This is a genomic window from Glaesserella parasuis (assembly GCF_002015085.1).
GTDB lineage: Bacteria > Pseudomonadota > Gammaproteobacteria > Enterobacterales > Pasteurellaceae > Glaesserella > Glaesserella parasuis.
In genome coordinates this window covers 30,069-50,216 of record NZ_MUXW01000019.1, presented here as the reverse complement: position 1 = coordinate 50,216, position 20,148 = coordinate 30,069, and the positions used below count along the sequence as shown (strand labels likewise).

Annotated in this window: 14 protein-coding genes; 6 read left to right on the top strand and 8 right to left on the bottom strand. The window is 39.6% G+C overall.

The window, feature by feature from the left end; all coding sequences use genetic code 11:
• Positions 1–155: 155 nt before the first annotated feature.
• The 3 genes from hsdR to mnmG form a co-directional block, all read right to left on the bottom strand.
• Positions 156–3,521, bottom strand: coding sequence for a type I restriction-modification system endonuclease (gene hsdR / locus B0183_RS06410; RefSeq protein ID WP_078208535.1), 3,366 nt, complete (start codon positions 3,519–3,521; stop codon positions 156–158).
• 48 nt (positions 3,522–3,569) lie between these two features.
• Positions 3,570–4,763 carry a restriction endonuclease subunit S gene (locus tag B0183_RS06405; protein ID WP_021110155.1) on the bottom strand — a complete coding sequence of 398 codons (1,194 nt, stop codon included), beginning with the start codon at positions 4,761–4,763 and terminating at the stop codon, positions 3,570–3,572.
• Positions 4,764–5,008: 245 nt separating this feature from the next.
• On the bottom strand, positions 5,009–6,901 hold the full coding sequence (mnmG, locus tag B0183_RS06400; RefSeq protein ID WP_078208534.1) for a tRNA uridine-5-carboxymethylaminomethyl(34) synthesis enzyme MnmG: 1,893 nt from the start codon (positions 6,899–6,901) through the stop codon (positions 5,009–5,011).
• 518 nt (positions 6,902–7,419) lie between these two features.
• Between mnmG and B0183_RS06395 the strand changes: the two genes are divergently transcribed.
• On the top strand, positions 7,420–8,166 hold the full coding sequence (locus B0183_RS06395; RefSeq protein WP_021111419.1) for a DeoR/GlpR family DNA-binding transcription regulator: 747 nt from the start codon (positions 7,420–7,422) through the stop codon (positions 8,164–8,166).
• Between the two features lie 98 nt (positions 8,167–8,264).
• Here B0183_RS06395 and B0183_RS06390 read toward each other — a convergent pair whose 3' ends face one another.
• Genes B0183_RS06390 through B0183_RS06380 form a run of 3 tightly spaced genes read right to left on the bottom strand, consistent with a single transcriptional unit; the run spans position 8,265 to position 9,965 of the window.
• Entirely contained in the window at positions 8,265–8,924 is a 660-nt protein-coding gene (locus tag B0183_RS06390; RefSeq protein ID WP_021111420.1) for a DUF799 domain-containing protein, read from the bottom strand.
• 9 nt (positions 8,925–8,933) lie between these two features.
• Positions 8,934–9,281 (bottom strand): DUF4810 domain-containing protein, encoded by a 348-nt coding sequence (locus B0183_RS06385; RefSeq protein ID WP_005710916.1) that lies wholly within the window; start codon positions 9,279–9,281, stop codon positions 8,934–8,936.
• A 9-nt stretch (positions 9,282–9,290) separates the two neighbouring features.
• Positions 9,291–9,965, bottom strand: a complete 675-nt coding sequence (locus B0183_RS06380) for a CsgG/HfaB family protein (RefSeq protein ID WP_021111421.1) — start codon at positions 9,963–9,965, stop codon at positions 9,291–9,293.
• A 315-nt stretch (positions 9,966–10,280) separates the two neighbouring features.
• On the opposite strand from B0183_RS06380, the gene fucI reads away from it, so the two are divergent.
• The 4 genes from fucI (at position 10,281) to fucA (ending at position 14,806) form a co-directional block, all read left to right on the top strand.
• Positions 10,281–12,047, top strand: a complete 1,767-nt coding sequence (gene fucI / locus B0183_RS06375; protein ID WP_021117593.1) for an L-fucose isomerase — start codon at positions 10,281–10,283, stop codon at positions 12,045–12,047.
• Between the two features lie 131 nt (positions 12,048–12,178).
• Positions 12,179–13,612, top strand: a complete 1,434-nt coding sequence (gene fucK, locus B0183_RS06370; protein ID WP_078208533.1) for an L-fuculokinase — start codon at positions 12,179–12,181, stop codon at positions 13,610–13,612.
• Between the two features lie 90 nt (positions 13,613–13,702).
• Positions 13,703–14,143 (top strand): L-fucose mutarotase, encoded by a 441-nt coding sequence (gene fucU / locus B0183_RS06365; RefSeq protein ID WP_071610615.1) that lies wholly within the window; start codon positions 13,703–13,705, stop codon positions 14,141–14,143.
• Positions 14,144–14,152: 9 nt separating this feature from the next.
• Positions 14,153–14,806 carry an L-fuculose-phosphate aldolase gene (gene fucA / locus B0183_RS06360; RefSeq protein WP_021110160.1) on the top strand — a complete coding sequence of 218 codons (654 nt, stop codon included), beginning with the start codon at positions 14,153–14,155 and terminating at the stop codon, positions 14,804–14,806.
• Between the two features lie 48 nt (positions 14,807–14,854).
• On the opposite strand, the gene B0183_RS06355 is transcribed toward fucA, so the two are convergent.
• Together B0183_RS06355 and B0183_RS06350 are read right to left on the bottom strand one after the other, a co-directional pair.
• Positions 14,855–15,685, bottom strand: a complete 831-nt coding sequence (locus B0183_RS06355; RefSeq protein WP_021110161.1) for a MurR/RpiR family transcriptional regulator — start codon at positions 15,683–15,685, stop codon at positions 14,855–14,857.
• Positions 15,686–15,972: 287 nt separating this feature from the next.
• Positions 15,973–17,889: a bifunctional 5-dehydro-2-deoxygluconokinase/5-dehydro-2-deoxyphosphogluconate aldolase gene (locus B0183_RS06350; protein WP_021110162.1), complete on the bottom strand. Its 1,917-nt coding sequence runs from the start codon at positions 17,887–17,889 to the stop codon at positions 15,973–15,975.
• Positions 17,890–18,145: 256 nt separating this feature from the next.
• On the opposite strand from B0183_RS06350, the gene iolD reads away from it, so the two are divergent.
• Positions 18,146–20,080, top strand: coding sequence for a 3D-(3,5/4)-trihydroxycyclohexane-1,2-dione acylhydrolase (decyclizing) (iolD, locus tag B0183_RS06345; RefSeq protein WP_078208532.1), 1,935 nt, complete (start codon positions 18,146–18,148; stop codon positions 20,078–20,080).
• Positions 20,081–20,148: the final 68 nt, after the last annotated feature.

The window sequence follows — 20,148 nt, the reverse complement described above, 5'->3', positions numbered from 1 at the left end:
AACACAATTGTTCGTATAACTCAATAATCTCTTTTGGATAAATCACATTATTTACCTTTTACCAACATCACTTGCACTATCTACTATTCTAATTAATTTACAAAATTTAGATGTTTTTCGACCGCTTAGCTTAAGTTTTGCTTAAGCATTCAAACCTACCCTGTTTTATCCCATAGCCCCTCATTTAATTCTGCCAATAACTCATCTAATGTTTCACCAAATTCGGCTCGAATACCACTAAATTGTCCTTGGAATAGCTCGGTTAAACGACTACGATCTAAGATTTCATCGTGATTTTGTTTAAGCTGTTTTGCGATCCGCTCTAACCATTTTTGTTGGTTGGGTTTAAATGAATGTGCTTGGCACAATTTTTCAATCGCATGATCAACACGCTGTTCAAAAGGAACAAGACTCTCGCCAATCGCCGCACGGCGGATATGCGCCACAATACCGGCGGAAATGTGACGGTTCGTTTTTTGCCCCATTGCTTTATTCAGTTTCGCTTTACTAAACCCCTGTGCATCTAAAGCAAGCTCAATCTCTTTAAGCTGCTGACGAGTAAGATTGCGAGGGCGGTTAATAATTACCTGTATCGCAACACTGTCGTTACTATGCTGTTGAATATAGGCCATAAATTCTTGCAAATAATCGTCCGCACTTTCGCCCTTTCCGTAGATTGGGGTAATTTCTCGCACTTCATCTTCGTGCGTAGAAATCACCGGCATTCGTTCGCTTGGTAACATAGCTTGCAAGCGGTTAAATTCGGTTAAGATATTGCGATGTTTTTCGAAAAATTGTACCGCCCCTTGAACGCCAATCTTAAGTAAATGTTTATGCAACAAATTAGGTTTTACACCCCATTCCTGTTCAAGAATAGCGAGATTTTCCTTCATCTGTGGGCTTTTTTCTGCCATTTTGTCCGCTTTACGCAGCAATCGCATAATTTTTTGGCTAATTTGTTCAAGTAATGCCTGCTGATGTTCATTGGCTAGTGGGTTTGCATTATTTTCAATTTTTCCTACCGCTTGTAATTCTTCCACTAATTGCGAAATGGGTTGATGAACGTTCTTCACTATCGGTTTCATGGTATCCACACTTGCCATTGCTCGGCATAAACCCACCGCATCGTAAATATGGAACACTGTTTTCCCTAATGCTTCACATTTACGTGTCGCTCGACCTTTCATCTGTTCATAAAGCACACGAGATTTTACACGGCGTAAAAAGACTAAATTGCAAATCTCCGGTACATCAATCCCCGTAGAAAGCAAATCCACCGTAATGGCGATATTCGGGTAACGTTCGTTTTTAAAATATTTGATAAGCGTATTAGGTTTATCCGCTTGCCCCGTAATTTTCGCCACGGCATTGGTATTATACTCATCACCATATTTTTGTTTGAATAAGGTATCTAATATGCCTTTAATCTTATCAGCGTGTAGATCTGTCGCACAGAAAATCAAGGTTTTTTCGCTGCCAAAAGGATCAAGATAATCCAGTAAACCTTCACAAACCACTTGATTAAAACTGTCATTTAATACCGTGCGATTAAAACTCTCTACATCAAAATTTTGCTCATCGGCAAGTTCACTTAATACCACTTCACCTGTACCGGTGTCGATAAATTCTAACTGCTCGCCACGCTCAAAATGAATACCATCTTGATTAAGTTTCGTCTTAATCTCTATCGGAGGCTCGTGATCGACCAAATAATCATCAATCACCGCTTCTTTGTAAGAATAGACAAAAACAGGCTCACCAAAAATTTCTTTGGTGTGTAGAGCAGGGGTTGCCGTCAAACCAATTTTTACTGCATCAAAATAATCTAACACTCGGCGATACGTGGATAAATATTGCTCATTATCTTGAAATTCTAACTCACCATCTGTCATTTCTTGATCAAGCGTATAGCCACGATGGGCTTCGTCCACAATAATACAGTCAAATTGATCAATTGCCGGTGCTTCGCCCGAATAAAAAATCTGTTTTACCAAAGATTGTACCGTCGCCACCTTCACTTTCGTTTCAGGTTCAACCACACCATTCACCGCAAAGTTATACAACGTATTTAAGGTTTGGTTGGGTTCCACGTTCATCCCACCAAAGGTATCTTCCGCTTGCTCCGCCAGTGCGGTTCTATCCACCAAAAAAAGAATTCGGCGAAAACGATCCGTTTTTAAAAAGCGGTGAATTAATCCTGTAATTGTCCGAGTTTTCCCTGTTCCCGTTGCCATTGCCAGCAACATTTCTCGTTTACCCTCACTCAAGTTCTGCTCTACCGCTTGGATAGCTTTCTCTTGATAAGGTCGTAGCCCCAAGAAATCAAAGGGTTCATTTTCGAGTTTTTGCGTTGCTTGTTCTTCATCTTTTTTTAACATTTCCAATAATACATCTGGTGTATGAAATTGTTGTAACGCACGCTTAAGATTAGACGGCTGACGAACATCTCTAAACCACGTCCCCGACAGTTCTAGCTGTTGCTTAAGATAAGGTTTACCATTACAGGAATACACAAAGGGTACATAAAAATGCAAGCCATCATTGGCACCTTCATCTGAAGCCCAAGCGACAGTCCGTTTCGCCAACACCCAAGGTGCGGTTAAATTTTCTGTGATCTCAAACTGTTTCGCATAACGCTCCGCTTGTGCAACTTTACCGGCAACATTCACATTCGCCTTTTTTGCTTCCACAATGGCTACAGGCACTAACCCACAAAAAAGCACATAATCTGCACGATCTTTCCCCACCGGATATTCAGCAATGGCAAGATAACGTCCTTTTTCAGGGCGAACACCTTTTCGATAATCCAAATTTTCACTATCGGCTTCCCAGCCGGCTTCTCGCAACATAGGGTCAATCATCAAAAGGCGAGTTTGTTTTTCGTCCAACAAACGTAATTCATAATTCTTCAAACGCTCAAAGGCTTGTGCTGCACGTTTTTCGCGCGCCACATCAAAGGCTTGTTTTTCTTCTTCGCTTTGGTTTGAAAGTGCGGTGGAAATGGCTTGAATTTCTGCTTGATTAGCTTCGACTAATTGCTGTTCTTCCTGTTGCGAAGCAGTCGGATTTTCGGTGTATTTTGCAGGATTTTCATTGCTTCTTACCGCTTGTAAATAATCCGGACAAAACGGTACAGGCTCAAAATTTGCCATATTATCGCCAAAGGTACGAACAAACCAAATAGAAAGCTGCCAAGCTGCAATCATTGCCGTAATTGCTTTTTGACTATCTTCAATCCCTTCGTGAACAGCTTCATTACCTGCATTTTTGAGAAAATGAAACATTGACAAAATCTCACGATCAAGGCGACATTCTTTCAATGCTTTTAAACGATCATTTTGCGTGATATTTTCAGGCAGTGCCAAACGAAAACGTACGGCAATTTGCTTGGCTAAGAACTCGCCAAACTGGCGGAGTTTATACATTGACGTATTCGGATCTTCAGAAAAATAACGCTCTGCAAATTGAACCTGTTTGAATAAGGTTGGAAAGGCTTGAAGAAAAGAGAAGTTGGTTTCCATTATTCGCTCCTCGGTTTTTATTTAAAATTATTGGCAAAATTTTGGCAATTATAACAACTCCCCACGAAATCCTTTCGCCAAAATAGCTTGTGTCATTAAATTTACCCGTTCCAAAGCTGCATTGACTTGGGCTTCAAGCTGATTGGCAAAGTTTAGGTGTTTTTCGACCGCTTGGGTGATGTAGTTTTGTTCTTCAAGAGTTGGTACAGGAACAATCATATCTCTACATTGACTTAAAGATATATTAATTTGCCCAACAATTCCTTTTAAATCGTGTTCTATTTCTCTAATAAATCTACCTTCTCGAAGGACAAAGTAAAAAAATTTATAATGTAAATTTCTAGGATTACATCTAAAAAGCGTAATAGCTTGGTTAATATTCCATTCAGAATATTGATTTGTAACAATCGTAACCTTTCCAAGTGGCGGACCAACAATATTCATCAAAACATCATTAGGTAATGTTATTGAACGCTGTGAGTGTTGTTCTTTAGTTACAAATTGAGGTTTGTAATCAAAATTTAATTCTTGATTTACTATATTATAAACTTTCAAAAAAGGAATTGTGCCATTTTGCTCAAATGGATTACCTTTGGGAGTTGAACCGCTTTGAACTTTATCACAAATATGTTGTGCTTTTTCATATACCCAACTCTCCAAACTTACCCCATTTTCTTCCCGCCATTTCGCCGATAATTCTCCATTAACAGCTCTTGCCAGCACAGATTGGCGGTAAGTTTTCAGTAAAGCAGGGATTTTCTCAAGCCGTTGTTTGATTTCTGCCACTTGAGATAAAAGTACGGTGAATTTTTTGGCGAGTTTTTGTTGTTGGGAAAAAGAAGGGTAAATAAAATCACACTCTTTCAAATAACGAAAATGGCGATGATAACCTTTATTAGGCAAATTTAATGACAAACACTGATAATAAAAAAAATCAGGATCTATATCTTTTGCAGGTTGAAAAATTTTTACACCATCAGCACCAACAATAAAATCAAAATCAATTAATTTGAAATTTCTTGTATGATCACCAAAAACAATTACCTTATTTTCAACAGGAATAACTTTAGTTTCATCGTTAAAATAGCCTGAAATATATTCAGCACCTTGATCAATAACAGGGTATTTACCAACAGATAAACAATCTTTGGTTGCGATATTTTTACCTGTTGTTGATATTTGGGTAAATACTTTAGTTATATTTATTTTATTCCACCCTTCCGGCAATGCTTTGTCTTTCATTCAATTTCCTGTGGGGCAAATGATATTTGCCTAATTAAATTTATTCGGTATTTATTAGGGGCTAATGTGATTAGCCCCTACAACAAGGTTGAATTGTATAATGTCCACGAAACATTTAATTCAATATGTAGGGACACACTGCGTGTGTCCACAAGGGGTTAATAAAATCTAAAATGTGTAAAACATTGAGAACGGACACACGCAGTGTGTCCCTACGATTAATTTATTGAAATGATTGGCAAATTTTACAACTCGCCTCTTTTCAACATACCTTGCTTTTTCAAATTCACCAATAAAATGGAAATCGCCGCTGGAGTAATGCCTGAAATACGGCTGGCTTGTCCGATAGAGACTGGACGATGTTGCATCAGCTTCGCACGCACTTCGTTAGATAAGCTTTCCACTTTGTCGTAATCAAATTCAGCTGGAATTTGGGTGTTTTCGTGGCGTTTGTGGCGTTCGATCTCTTGTTGTTGATGTTCGATATAGCCTTGATATTTAATCGAAATTTCCACTTGCTCGGCAGCTTCTTTATCTTCAATCGCTGGTGCAAAAGGGGCAATTTGAGTTAAGGCTTCGTAAGTCACTTCAGGACGGCGAATTAAATCTTCACCGCTTGCTTCACGGGCAAGTGGGCTATTTAATAACGCATTCACTTCCGCAAGGTTCGCCATTTGTAAGTGCGTCCACGTCTGTTTCAAGCGCGCTTTCTCTTTTTCGATGTTTTCCATCTTCTCGTTAAAACGAGCCCAACGCGCTTCATCAATTAAACCAAATTGATGGGCAATCGGTGTTAAACGCGCATCAGCATTGTCTTCACGCAACAACAAGCGGTATTCCGCACGAGAAGTAAAGACACGGTACGGCTCTTTGGTGCCTAAGGTGCAGAGATCGTCCACCAATACGCCTGTATAAGCTACATCGCGGGTCGGGAACCACGCATCTTTGCCCTGTACTTGTAAACCAGCGTTGATCCCAGCCAATAAACCTTGCGCCGCAGCTTCTTCATAGCCCGTTGTGCCGTTAATTTGTCCGGCAAAGAATAAGCCGTCAATCGCTTTGGTTTCAAGGGTTGGTTTTAGATCTCGTGGGTCGAAATAGTCGTACTCAATGGCATAACCCGGTTTGATAATACGGGTGTTTTCCAAACCTTTCATTGAATTGACGATCCCCATTTGCACATCAAACGGCAAACTGGTTGAAATCCCGTTCGGGTAAACCTCAATGGTGGTTAAACCTTCTGGTTCGAGGTAGATCTGATGGCTGTTGCGATCGCTAAAACGCATTACTTTATCTTCGATCGATGGGCAATAACGAGGTCCGATCCCTTCAATAATCCCCGTGTACATCGGGCTACGATCTAAACTATTACGGATCAAATCGTGAGTTTGTTCGTTAGTGTGAGTGATGTAACACGGAATTTGGCGAGGGTGTTGCTCAACGGATCCCATAAACGACATTACAGGTAACACCTCGTCCCCGTGCTGTTTTGCCAATACATCAAAATTGATCGTGCGAGCATCTAAACGTGGCGGTGTGCCTGTTTTTAAACGATCTACACGCAAATTGAGATCACGCAAACGATCAGCCAACATTGCTGCTGCTGGATCGCCTGCACGTCCACCTGCGTAGTTATCTAAACCGATATGGATCTTACCCGCCAAGAAAGTACCAGCGGTTAAAATGACCGCTTTCGCTTTAAAAGTTAAGCCCATTTTGGTTACCGCACCGACTGCACGGTTATTCTCAACTAGAATATCGACTACTTCTTGTTGGAAAATATCCAAATTCGGTTGATTTTCTAATGCAGTACGCACCGCTTGGCGGTAAAGTACACGATCTGCTTGCGCGCGGGTTGCTCGAACTGCTGGGCCTTTTGAACTGTTTAAGGTGCGGAATTGGATCCCGGCTTTATCCGTTGCTGTTGCCATTAAACCGCCCATCGCATCAATTTCTTTGACTAAATGTCCTTTGCCGATCCCACCAATCGCTGGGTTACAAGACATTTGTCCTAAGGTATCTACATTGTGTGTTAAAAGTAAGGTTTTTAAACCCATACGCGCAGGGGCTAGTGCTGCTTCAGTACCAGCGTGTCCTCCACCAACTACGATCACATCGTATATTTCACGATAAATCATCTTATTTGCCTTGATTAAATTCTGTTTAAATGAAAATTTGTCTATTCTACCTGAAAAAAGCAAGATCTGAAAAAAGGTTTTGATCTAAGGTGAATAGGGTCTTGATAATGATCGCCGATCTTAATAAAAAAAGATCTATTTATATAAAGATCTTTATTATTGTAGTTATTAGTCTTACGAAGAACTGTGAATAACTAATAAATATGTAATAAATTCAATAAGATCTAAAGATAAAACGATTGTGATGATCTTGAAAAAGAGTAAGATCTTAGTTGTGGATAAAGTGGTAAGTTATCCACAGATGATATTTTTTGATAAGTTATTCAAGAATAGATCTCAAGATAAATACAGGAAAAAAGAGAGTTATCCACAGATGAAATGAATTACTTTTCCCTTTTTTTGAACAATATCTATTCTATTTATAATGTGACACAACTCACAGTTTTTAATGGATTAGCTTCTCTTTTAGAAAAAAATCCCTAAAATTTGTGCAGTTCAGTTGTTTATGGATAAACTTTATGCAACATCGTCAGCAATTAATTTTAACTTACATTGAAACCTATCAAGAAGCGAGCGTGCAGGAGCTTGCAACACATCTCAACGTTTCTTTGGAAACTATTCGCCGTGATCTGAATAAAATGGCAAAGGAAGGTCTATTGTATAGAACTCACGGCGGTGCGGTAAGCCATAAAAATCGTGATATAGGTCGTTCTTTTGATGTTCGTCGCAGAATGAATAGTAACGTGAAAAAGTCTATTGCAGAAAATGCATTAGAGCATTTTTTTGTTGGAGCTGTGATAGGTTTAGATGCGAGTTCAAGTAGCTGGAATTTTGCACAACTCTTACCTGATCTACCTTGTACAGTTGTCACAAGTTCTATGCACAATATTAGAGCATTGGCAAATAAAACCAGCATTGAGATCATTGCAACAGGTGGTGTGTATTCAGCGAAATATGATGCATTTTATGGCTCTCTTTCGGGACATATACTATCTCGTTTAAATATAGATATTGCCATTTTTTCTTGCACCGGTATTGCAGACGGTATTGTGTGGGAATCTAATGAAATGAATGCAATAGCTAAACGAAAAATGCTAGCAGCGAGTAAGAAAGTATTTTTATTGGCGGATCATTCAAAATTTGAACGTAAAGATCTGATACAACTTTGTGATCTTTCTACAATTCACCATTTATTTACGAATCGTTCCCCTCCTGATTCTATTCAGATGCTTTGTAGGCAACATCAAATTAATATAACTATTTAAAGTAAAATAATAATGTAATGCTCAAATTTTGCCCTGCTTCTTTATTCCGCTAATCATAAATCTGGGTTTAGAAACAAGGCAATTTTGTTTTAAGTCTGCTATTTACTTACTTGAGTCTTGTTGTAATCAGGATGTTTTGGTCCAATAAGCAAACCACCGTTTTTCCCTAAGTGAACAAGATTTGATGTTGCAGGTGCTGCTATTTGATACCCTTTATCTTTACTGGTATCCATTATTTGACTCACAGCTGCTTTAACTAGCATCACTAGCAGACCATCATTACTATTTGATGATCCTTGTGCGAAAGAACCAATCCCTTCCCATAAGGTTTTTCCTGTCTTGAGATCAACTAGTTTTCCTTCTAAGGATACTTTAGTTACGCTATCAATTAATTTATAGCTCGTGCCATATTCCTCAACATTCACATAGAAGATCGCATCTGCACCAAAAATTTCACGGATTTTGTTTGTTTTTGCTGAGCGGATTGCATTCCCATCAGTTAAACCATTCTGTTTGAATATTTCATCAACTAATGCAACAGGAAAAACATAGTAACCTAGCTCACCTAAAGGATAGCTTGCTCTAGCAAGAACACTTATATCCGCCTTTGCATCTACAGAGCTATTTGTTGGCATCACTACCAAAATTGATTTTGGTTTGCTATTTTTTAACTCAGTATAATCATAAGAATCCACTTTTTGTTTAGCACAGCCAGCTAATAATATTAAACTTGTTAATAAAACAAACAATTTTTTCATAGATGATCCCTATTTTTTACGTTGTAGGTATTGCATAAGCGTTGTACTTTCAGGATGTAATTCCTGCTCTTTTTTCATAGCTGTTTGAGCTTCAGCTTGTTTTCCCTGTTTTAATAAAACAAGAGCTAAATGCCCATATACACCGGGTGCAACAGTTTTTTGATGTTTAGCTGCTTCAGCAATAATTTGATTTAAACTTTCTTCTTGCTTACCAAAATCACCAGGTTCATTATAATAATGATATATAACATCAGAATAATTTCCCCAATAGTAAATATCTTTATTTACATTATTAGAAGAACAAGCAGATAAAATGATAGAGCTAACAAGGAAAATAGTATATTTTATTTTTTTCATATTGATTCCTTAGTGAGATGGCTGCCAAGAGCCAGATTCGATACCATTTACAAGGTTATTTACAGCTTCACGAATTGCAAGATCAAGAACTTTTCCATTTAGTGTTGCATCATAGCTTGCAGTTCCACCAAAACCTAGCACTTCACGGTTTGATAAATTATATTCACCAGCACCTTGTGAGGAGTAAACAACTTCCGATGTTTCTACGTTAACGACGTTTAAGGTCACTTTTGCATAGGCTACTTGTTCTTTTCCTCTACCTAGAATTCCAAATAGTTGATGATCGCCTACGGTTTTACGTCCAAATTCTGTAACATCGCCAGTAATCACATAGGTTGCACCTTTTAGATTTTGTTTTTTACCTTTGATTTTTGCTTCAGAAGCAATTTCACTCATATTTGTACGATCAACCACAGAAAAACGACCAGTTTGTTGCAAATGAGAGATTAAAATTGTTTTTGATTGGTTACCTAATTGATCAGGACCATCAGAGAAAACTCCGTTTTGGAAACTTGATTTGTTATCAAATTTTCCTACTGAAATAACTGATTTTACGCCTTTATATTGACTTGCAGTTGTCGCTGCCTGAGTTGATGTTGGTGTAATTACTTTTGAATTTTCAGTAGCACATCCGACTAATGTTAATACAGTAAGGCATAAAGCTCCTACTTTCAAATTACTCATAAAAAACTCCTGTTAAGATGAAAATAAAACCTATCAAATAGATTTATCAATATTTGATACCAATTTCGGTTTAAAACGAAATTAGTGTGCATATTATTATATTTATTTTATGTTGAAAAGATGCCCGATTTTCCCCTTTCTATCACCAAATCGGGCAAGTAAATTGTAAAAAAATTACTCAATCTTACCGCTTAGGGCTGGCTTTTTGTGAGGCAATTCACAAAATCTGCACAAATTTCGTAAAAATTCTTTTTTCATCGTCAATAAGTAGCAAAATATCCTCGTCAGTTTAACCAGTTAATTAAGGGGATTTTTATGACTCAACTCAAATCAACTCCAGTAAAAATTGGTATCCGCCCAACCATTGATGGTCGTCGTCTTGGGGTGCGTGAATCATTAGAAGATCAAACAATGAATATGGCGAAAGCGGTGGCGAAGCTCATTAGCCAAGAAGTTCGCCATACAAATGGGGATTTTGTCGAATGTGTGATTGCCGATACTTGTATCGGTGGTGTATTTGAAGCAGCTGCTTGTGCCGAAAAATTTAAACGTGAAAATGTTGGTGCGGTGATTACCGTGACACCTTGTTGGTGCTATGGTTCTGAAACCATTGATATGGATCCGCATATGCCAAAAGCGATTTGGGGCTTTAACGGAACTGAACGTCCAGGGGCAGTTTATTTAGCGGCTTCACTTGCAGGGCATAACCAAATGGGCTTGCCGGCGTTCTCTATTTACGGCACCGAAGTGCAAGAAGCGAGCGATCAATCTATCCCTGATGATGTGCGTGAAAAATTACTTCGCTTTGCTCGTGCAGGCTTAGCGGTGGCGACCTTACGCGGTAAATCTTATCTCTCTATCGGTTCTGTATCGATGGGTATTGCAGGCTCTATCGTTAATCAAGAGTTCTTCCAAGACTACTTGGGTATGCGTAACGAATATGTTGATATGTCTGAACTCACTCGCCGTATGGAACGTGGTATTTACGACAAAGAAGAGTATGAGTTGGCATTGAAATGGGCAAATGAATTCTGCATTGAAGGTGTGGATGTCAATGCGCCTGAAAACCAAATGAGTGCGGAAGAGAAAGCTAAATTGCGTGAAACCTTGGTGAAAATGACCATTATCACCCGTGATTTAATGGTGGGCAATCCAAAACTGGCTGAACTCAATTTTGGTGAAGAAGCCTTAGGTCATAATGCGATTGCCGCTGGTTTCCAAGGACAACGCCATTGGACAGACCACAGCCCGAACGGCGACTTTATGGAAGCCTTACTCAACTCTACTTATGACTGGAACGGCGTGCGTCCTCCATATATTCTTGCGACCGAAAACGACTCGCTCAATGCAGTTAATATGTTGTTCGGTAACCTCTTAACCGGTCAAGCTCAAATCTTTGCCGATGTGCGTACTTACTGGAGCCAAGACTCCGTAGAACGTGTAACAGGCTGGCGACCAGAAAGTGGCTTTATCCACTTAATCAACTCAGGTTCAGCCGCGTTAGACGGTACAGGACAACATACCGACAAGGACGGCAAACCTGTGATTAAACCGTACTGGGAAGTGACAGAAGAAGATGGTAAACGTTGCTTAGAAAATACCCGTTGGTGCCCAGCGGTTTATGAATACTTCCGTGGCGGCGGTTTATCTTCACAATATCTCACCAAAGGCGGAATGCCGTTTACGATGCACCGCATCAATCTCGTGAAAGGTGTCGGCCCTGTACTACAAATTGCGGAAGGTTGGTCTATCGACTTACCTGAACACGTCCACGACATTCTCAACAAACGGACAAATGAAACTTGGCCAACCACTTGGTTTGTACCACGCTTGACAGGACAAGGTGCGTTTACCGATGTTTACTCTGTAATGGCAAACTGGGGAGCGAACCACTGCGTTGCCACCTACGGACACGTTGGTGCGGACTTAATTACCCTTGCTTCAATGTTGCGTATTCCAGTCAATATGCACAACGTGGCAGATAAAGATGTGTTCCGCCCAAGTGCGTGGAGTATGTTCGGACAAGATAAAGAAGGTCAAGATTACCGTGCTTGTGCGAACTTTGGACCGCTTTATCGTTAATATCTTGGTATGGGACGCCAAGCGTAGCGTCCCTACAAATAAGCGTTAATAGACATTTGAACAAACTACATTTGTTTAAATGTAGGGACGCCACGCTTGGCGTCCGTTCTTCAAATAAAAAGGAGAACACTATGCCAATCGCATTTATCTTCGATTGTGGTGCAACCAATTTACGCACAGTGGCAATGGATCATCACGGCAAATTACTGGCGGTACATCACATTGCAAACAATACCCAACAAGGTGAAGAAGCAACCGACTATCACATTTGGGATATTGATGAGATCTGGTCAAAACTAATGACCTGTGCCAAACAAACCCTTGCACAGCTTACCCCTGAACAACGGCAAGATATTGTCGGGATTTCGGTTACGACCTTTGGGGTGGACGGGGCGATTTTTGACAAACACGGCAAACAGCTCTACCCGATTATTTCGTGGAAATGCCCACGCACTCAGCCAATCATGCAAGCGCTCGGCGATTATCTCAATGTGGAAAAACTCTACCAACGCAACGGCGTGGGGCATTACAGCTTCAACACGTTATTCAAATTGCTTTGGTTGAAACAACATAAACCCGAACTTTACGCACAAGCGGAGAGTTTCTTGTTTATTTCTTCCATTCTCACTTATCGTTTAACGGGTGTACAAAGCACCGACAGAACAATGGCTGGTACATCAATGATGACCAACATTGCAAGCGACTCGTGGGATAGCGAAGTGTTAGATGTGTTGGGCTTAACGGCAAACCATTTTCCACCGATGAAAAGTGCAGGGGAAAAAATCGGCACATTACTGCCTACACTTGCTGAAGAGCTTGGTTTATCGGCGGATATTCCTGTTCTCTCTTGCGGACACGATACCCAGTTTGCGATCTTCGGCTCAGGCGCAGGCTACAACCAACCAATGTTAAGTTCTGGCACTTGGGAAATCTTAATGGCTCGCACCCAACAAGCCAAACCGGAATGGCAATACGTCAAAGATGGCTTAACCATTGAATTTGACAGCCAAGCAGGCTATTTCAACCCAGGCGTGCAATGGGTCAGCTCAGGTATTATGGAGTGGCTCGGTAAACGCTTCTTTAGCGATGTTGCAGGCACAGCTGACTATTATCCAACGATGATTAACGAGGGATCACAAGTTCCAGCAGGTTCGAACGGCGTAAAACTAGTCGGCAATTTTGACGGTACCAGCCAACAAACAGGCTCAATCGAAGGGCTATCAATGCACACCCAACGGGGCGAAATTTATCATGCAGGTTTGGAATATATGGCTCACCGCTTAAAAGCTGGACTTGATGTATTGCAACAAGTCGGACAGTTCAATGCAGAAAGTATTATCTGTATTGGTGGTGGTTCAAAAAACGGCTTATGGAACCAAATCCGTGCCGATGTGCTTAACCGCCCAATTGATGTCATTGATATGTCCGAAACCACAGTGTTAGGTGCAGCGATGTTCACGCTCACAGGTGCAGGCGTATTCGAGAATATCGAACAAGCTCAACAGGCAATGAAACCCACGTTTAAACGGGTTGAGCCGAGTGGGAATGTGAAAATCTATCAATAAAGATGTAGGGACACACTGCGTGTGTCCACTTAAATAAAATCATATCCAACGGACACACGCAGTGTGTCCCTACAAAGATTTGGAGAATATATGTTAAAAGGCATTCACCCCGCACTTTCCCCTGAATTACTGAAAGTGCTTGCAGAGATGGGGCACGGCGATGAGATCGTGTTGTCAGATGCCCATTTTCCTGCACATCAATTACATCATAAAGTGATCCGTGCAGATGGCATTCAAATTGCCACCTTACTTGAAGCGATCACCCCATTATTTGAATATGACCAATATGTCGAACGTCCACTGGCAATGATGCAAGCCGTACCTGGCGACAGCCTTGATCCAGCGGTGGAAGAACGCTATCTTGCTGCAATCACAAAAATTAACGGAAAAGCACCGCTTGTTGAGCGTGTTGAACGCTTCGCCTTTTACGACCGAGCAAAAACCGCTTATGCCGTAGTGATTACAGGCGAATTAGCCAAATACGGTAACATCATCTTGAAAAAAGGCGTTACCCCAGTTTTAACAGATTAGGAGGAGAGTATGAATCGTCAAACATTAGCGAGAAAAATTATTGACACCTGTTTGGAAATGACCCGTTTGGGGTTAAACCAAGGCACGGCAGGAAACATCAGTGTCCGTTATCAAGACGGTATGCTGATCACCCCATCAGGTATGCCTTATGAAAAAATGACAGAAGACGACATTGTCTATGTAGATAACGAAGGCAATTTTGAAGCTGGAAAACTGCCGTCAAGTGAATGGCAATTTCACCTTGCTGTGTACCAAACTCGTCCAGAGTTAAATGCAGTGGTGCATAACCACGCTATCAACTGCACAGGTGTATCTATCTTAAATAAAGATATTCCAGCTATTCATTATATGATTGGCGTTACGGGAACAAATCACGTTCCGTGTGTGCCTTATGCTACTTTCGGTACTTGGCAACTTGCGGAATATGTAAAACAAGGTATCGCAAAAAGCAAAGCGATTTTATTACAACATCACGGAATGATTGCTGCTGAAGTCAATCTGGAAAAAGCCCTTTGGGTGGCTCACGAAGTTGAAGTGTTAGCCCAATGGTATCTGAAACTATTGGCAACGACACCAGATGTACCAGTTCTTTCTGATGAAGAAATTAAAGTCGTTTTAGGCAAATTCTCAACTTATGGATTGAGAGTTGAAGAGAAACATTAATTTGATGTTATGTTAGAAGGGCGAGTAGTTAAATTACTCGCCCTTTTACTATGAAGCTTTTCTTAAGGCTAATGAAACAGCTATAGTTTGAGCTAATGTCATTGTGGCACATTGTGAACGGAAGCCGCTAATTTGAGCTTCTTTAATAATAAAAGAAACATCACTGAATGTAAGCAGTGGGCTAAGTTGGCTATCTGTTATAGCTATGTGTTTTACACCTGTGCGAGCAGTTGCGTCTAGTACAGATATTGTTTCTGTCGCATAGGGTGAAAAACTGATTGCAATAACGACATCACCTTCTCTAATCCTATTTAGTTGTTCACTAAACATACCACCTAAACCATCAATTAAAAATACGTCGTAATTCAAATGGCTTAAGGCATAATTTAGATAACTTGCGATACTAAAAGATCGTTTTAAACCAACAATAAAAATACGGTTTGCATTATCTAGAATTTTTGTAACGGCTTCTAATTGTTCTTCGGTAATTTGATTGGCTAGTTGAGCGAGAGCTTGATTATTTCCTTGAATAAATAAGCGAAGGACATCTGTATGATCGCCTTTGGATTCATTTAATTTAGGTTCTATTTGACGAAAAAGTTGAACTCGCTCAGTATAACTTGTTGTTCCTTCCATCAAATTTTGTCGATAGAGTTGTTTTATATCGTTAAATCCACTTAAGCCAAAAGCATTCGCAAAACGGATTAGGGTCGAAGGCGGTACTTGTGCTTTTTCAGCAATTTCAGAAACGGTGTCAAAAATTACACTATCTCCATTGTCTAAAATATATTGTGCAACTTGTTTGAGTCTTTTGCTTAACGAGTCATATTGTTTACGAACTTCATTTTGAAAATGGGTTAACTGGGTTTCTTCATTCATTTCATTCAGATTATTATTATCAAATTAAGCACAATTATACTGTATTTTGTTGCTTTTTAAATCAAAACACCCCTAATATTTATTATATTAGGGGTGTTCAGGCTATTGACAAAGTAGCTTGTAGGGTGGGTCTTGACCCACCATATAACCGTAACATATTGATTTTATTGGTGGGTTAAAACCCACCCTACAATATTCAATCCATCTAATATATGGTTTGTCAGCAGGCTAAACACCCCTAATATTTATCATATTAGGGGTGTTTTATGTTTATTTAGTATGCAAAATTAGCGTTGCTTCCAATAACGAATCAGAGTTTGATAACGTAACGCAACTGCATCAATTAACTCTTGATCATTCAGCTGATTTGCTAACCATTTTTCTGATGCTTCACCAAAAATGGTGCGACCTACGGCAAATCCTTTCACTTTTGAGCAATCTTTAGATGCTTTGAAGACCGCTTCAAATACTTCTGTTGGTGCATCCAGACCTAGAATTAAGATACCACGGCAATCTGGATCGTATTTATCTATTGTTTCACTCAATTTAGCCCAGCCTTCTGCAGAAATACCTGGTAATTTCCACCATTCTGGTTTAATCCCCAATTGATAGAAGTGTTCTACCATTTCATTATAGTGATTTTCATCTTGATCCATGGTTGCTGGTAGAATAATTTCTAACAACAATTCATGCCCAGTACGGCAACAGGCTTGATACACTTCTTTTAATTTACGATCTTGGCGTTGACGAAGCTCTTGATTGTCTTGAGGGTGGTAAAATGCTAAACATTTAATCACATGATCTCGTGGGAATGTAACTAATTGGCTACCTAAATCACCGTGCTCAAGCTCTAATGGACGAGAACTTGGTTCTTCAATTGGACGAGCAATCCAATAATTTTTCCCCGTAATTTCATTTAACGCATCTTGACCAAATGTAGTATCAGCTAAGATACCTGCATTTCCATGGGTTAAACCTTCCGCTTGTGCGGTTTGCTCCATAGCTTTAAGCAATAACTGTTTTAATTTTGGAATACGATTAACATCAGCACCTACTTTAGCCGCCATATCCACTAATTGTTTACGATGGTCAAAAGCAAAAATGCATAAATCATCCCACTGTTTTTTGCGTGTAGTAACACGATGTAAGTGATTTAATTTTTCATCTAAATCAGGGCGAGGAACAGATTCAGCACGGCTGAGATAATCATCTAATTCTCGTTTTGTGGGCATTGCAGGTGCACAGCCGTGGCGAGAAACAACTAAAGCACCACAAGCATTCGCATAACGACAGGCTTGTTCCCATCCTTCGTTATTTGCATAACCTCTTAGTAAACCTGACATAAAGGCATCACCAGCACCAAGAACATTCAATACTTCTACCCGTACACCATACACATTTAATCCGCCATCAATATGATTTGGAATATCACCTTCAAATACAGAACAACCTAACGCACCACGTTTGCAAACTAACACGGCTTGTGTAAATTGACGTACATTTTTCAATGCGGTTAAGGTATCAGTTGATCCACCAGCAATATGGAATTCTTCCTCTGTTCCTACAATTAAGTCAAAGTGATGAAGTACTTCTTGAAGAGATTTAGTCACTTCCTGTGAATCAATATAGCGAGTTTCGCCATCACCTAAAGAGGTTAATCCCCATAATACTGGACGGTAATCAATATCTAATGCACGTTTTACGTCATTACGACCTGCATATTCTAAGGCTGTTAAAACTGTTTCTCGTGTTTTAGGGTGAGAAAGATGAGTACCTGTAATTGCTAAAATACGTGACGAAGCAATGTAGCTTTCACTGAAATCATCCTTACTGATCGCCATATCGGCACAATTTTCACGATAGAAAATTAAAGGGAAGGTTTCTTTATCTTTAATACCGAGAATCACTAATCCTGTTAAACGCTCTTTATCGGTAATTAAATGGCTAGTATCTACGCCTATACTATTTAATTCTTCACGAAGAAAACGCCCCATATGCTCATCGCCAACACGCGCTAACATAGATGAACGTAGTCCTTGAATAGCTGTTCCATACGCTACATTCCCTGATGAGCCACCCAAATATTTTGCGAAACTCATTTCCTCTTCAAGCCGAGAACCAATTTGTTGACCGTATAAATCTACCGCAACTCGCCCAAGACAGATGACATCAAGAGGGCGATCTTGATGATTAACGTATGCCATAACAATGCCTCCATAAAATAATTGAAAAGATCTTAATTTTCAATCATTATACAAAATGAAATGAATATTTCAAATTAAACTTGATTTTTTATTTATTTTTGTGACCAATGTCAAATCTTTAACCAATAAGGAATAAAGTTTAAAAAGTGCGAGATAGATCACATCATTAACTAAAATGCTTTGATATTATAAAATGAAATAAATTTTTCATAATATGAGAAACTACTTTAATTTTATCTCTAACCTAGGAGGGAGTATGCAGACTATCAAACTCACAGTGGCACAGGCACTTGTGAAATTCCTTGATAATCAATATATTGAAATTGATGGCAAAGAAATTAAATTTGTTCACGGTATTGCCGCTATTTTTGGACATGGCAATGTACTTGGTATCGGACAAGCTTTAGAGCAAGATCCAGGCAGTCTTAGATTATATCAAGGACGAAATGAACAAGGTATGGCACACCTTGCAATTGGTTTTGCCAAACAATATAAACGTCAACAAATCATTGCTTGTACATCCTCTGTCGGCCCTGGTGCTGCCAATATGGTCACAGCTGCGGCTACTGCCACATCTAACCGAATTCCTCTATTATTACTACCAGGAGATGTATTTGCAACTCGCCAACCTGATCCCGTGTTACAACAAATTGAACAACCGCATGATTTAAGTATTAGCACTAATGATGCTTTTCGTTCAGTGAGCAAGTATTGGGATAGAGTGCAACGACCTGAGCAGTTAATGAGTGCTTGTATCAATGCAATGCGAGTGTTAACTGATCCTGCTGAAACAGGCGCTGTAACTATCGCATTACCACAAGATGTCCAAGCAGAAGCTCATGACTTCCCAGTAAGCTTCTTACAAAAACGAGTACATCGCATTGAACGTACACCACCAACCCAAGAGATGCTGGCTGATGCTGTCAAATTAATCACCTCTAAGAAAAAACCGCTTATCGTTTGCGGTGGTGGTGTTCGTTATTCTGAAGCGTGTCGTTCATTACAACATTTGGCAGAAAAATTTGGTATTCCATTTGCAGAAACACAAGCAGGTAAAAGTGCAATTGTTTCAAGCCACGAGTTAAATGTTGGTGGTGTTGGTGAAACTGGCTGTTTAGCTGCTAACCGTTTAGCTAAAGAAGCTGATTTAATTATCGGGATTGGTACACGTTATACCGATTTCACAACATCATCAAAATGGATTTTCCAAAATCCAGATGTCGCTTTCTTAAATATTAATATTGCTCGTTTTGATGCGTATAAATTAGATGGTGTTCAGGTGACCGCAGATGCGAAACAATCCATTAATGCAGTGATTGATAAGCTACCACCAGGTTATAAAACGCAATGGGGAGATGCTATTAAACAAGCCAAAGCAGACTTTGCTGACGAATTACAACGCTTACGTCAGGTAAAATTTACTGACGGATTTGTACCAGAAATTAATGATAATCTTGATCATGATGCCGTTTATGCTGAATTTATCAAACTCACCAACTCTTGCCTAACCCAAAGCCAAGTTTTAGGTATTGTAAATGAAACGATTGATAATAGTGCAGTTATCGTAGGTGCAGCAGGTAGTTTGCCAGGTGATTTACAACGTACTTGGTTAAGTAAGAGTGAAGACAGCTATCATCTTGAATACGGCTATTCTTGTATGGGATATGAAGTCAATGCAGCTGTTGGTGTGAAAATTGCACAACCAGAGCGTGAAGTATATGTGTTAGTTGGCGATGGTGCGTTTTTAATGTCCCACTCAGAACTCGTTACTTCAATTCAGGAAGGCAAAAAAATCAATGTCGTGTTGTTTGATAATATGGCAAATGGTTGTATTAATAACTTACAAGTTGGTAACGGTATGGGTAGCTATGGTACGGAGTTCCGCTTCCGCAATCCTGAAACAAACCAACTTAATGGTGGCTTAATTCCAGTTGACTTTGCAATGTGTGCTGCAGCTTATGGGTGCAAAACCTACAAAGTTACTACCGAAGATGAACTACGCAAAGCCTTAGCTGATGCAAAACAACAAACCGTATCTACGTTAATTGATATTAAAGTATTACCAAAAACAATGGCCCATGGCTATGGTTGTTGGTGGCACGTTGGTGTTGCTGATGTTTCAACGAGTGAACGTATTCAGCAAGCACATCAACGTTCTAAAGAACAGTTAGCAAAAGCAAGAAAATATTAATTACAAGCGGTACGATTTGTAAAATTTTTTGCAAATCATACTGCTTACACTCTTTCTATTTATTTCTC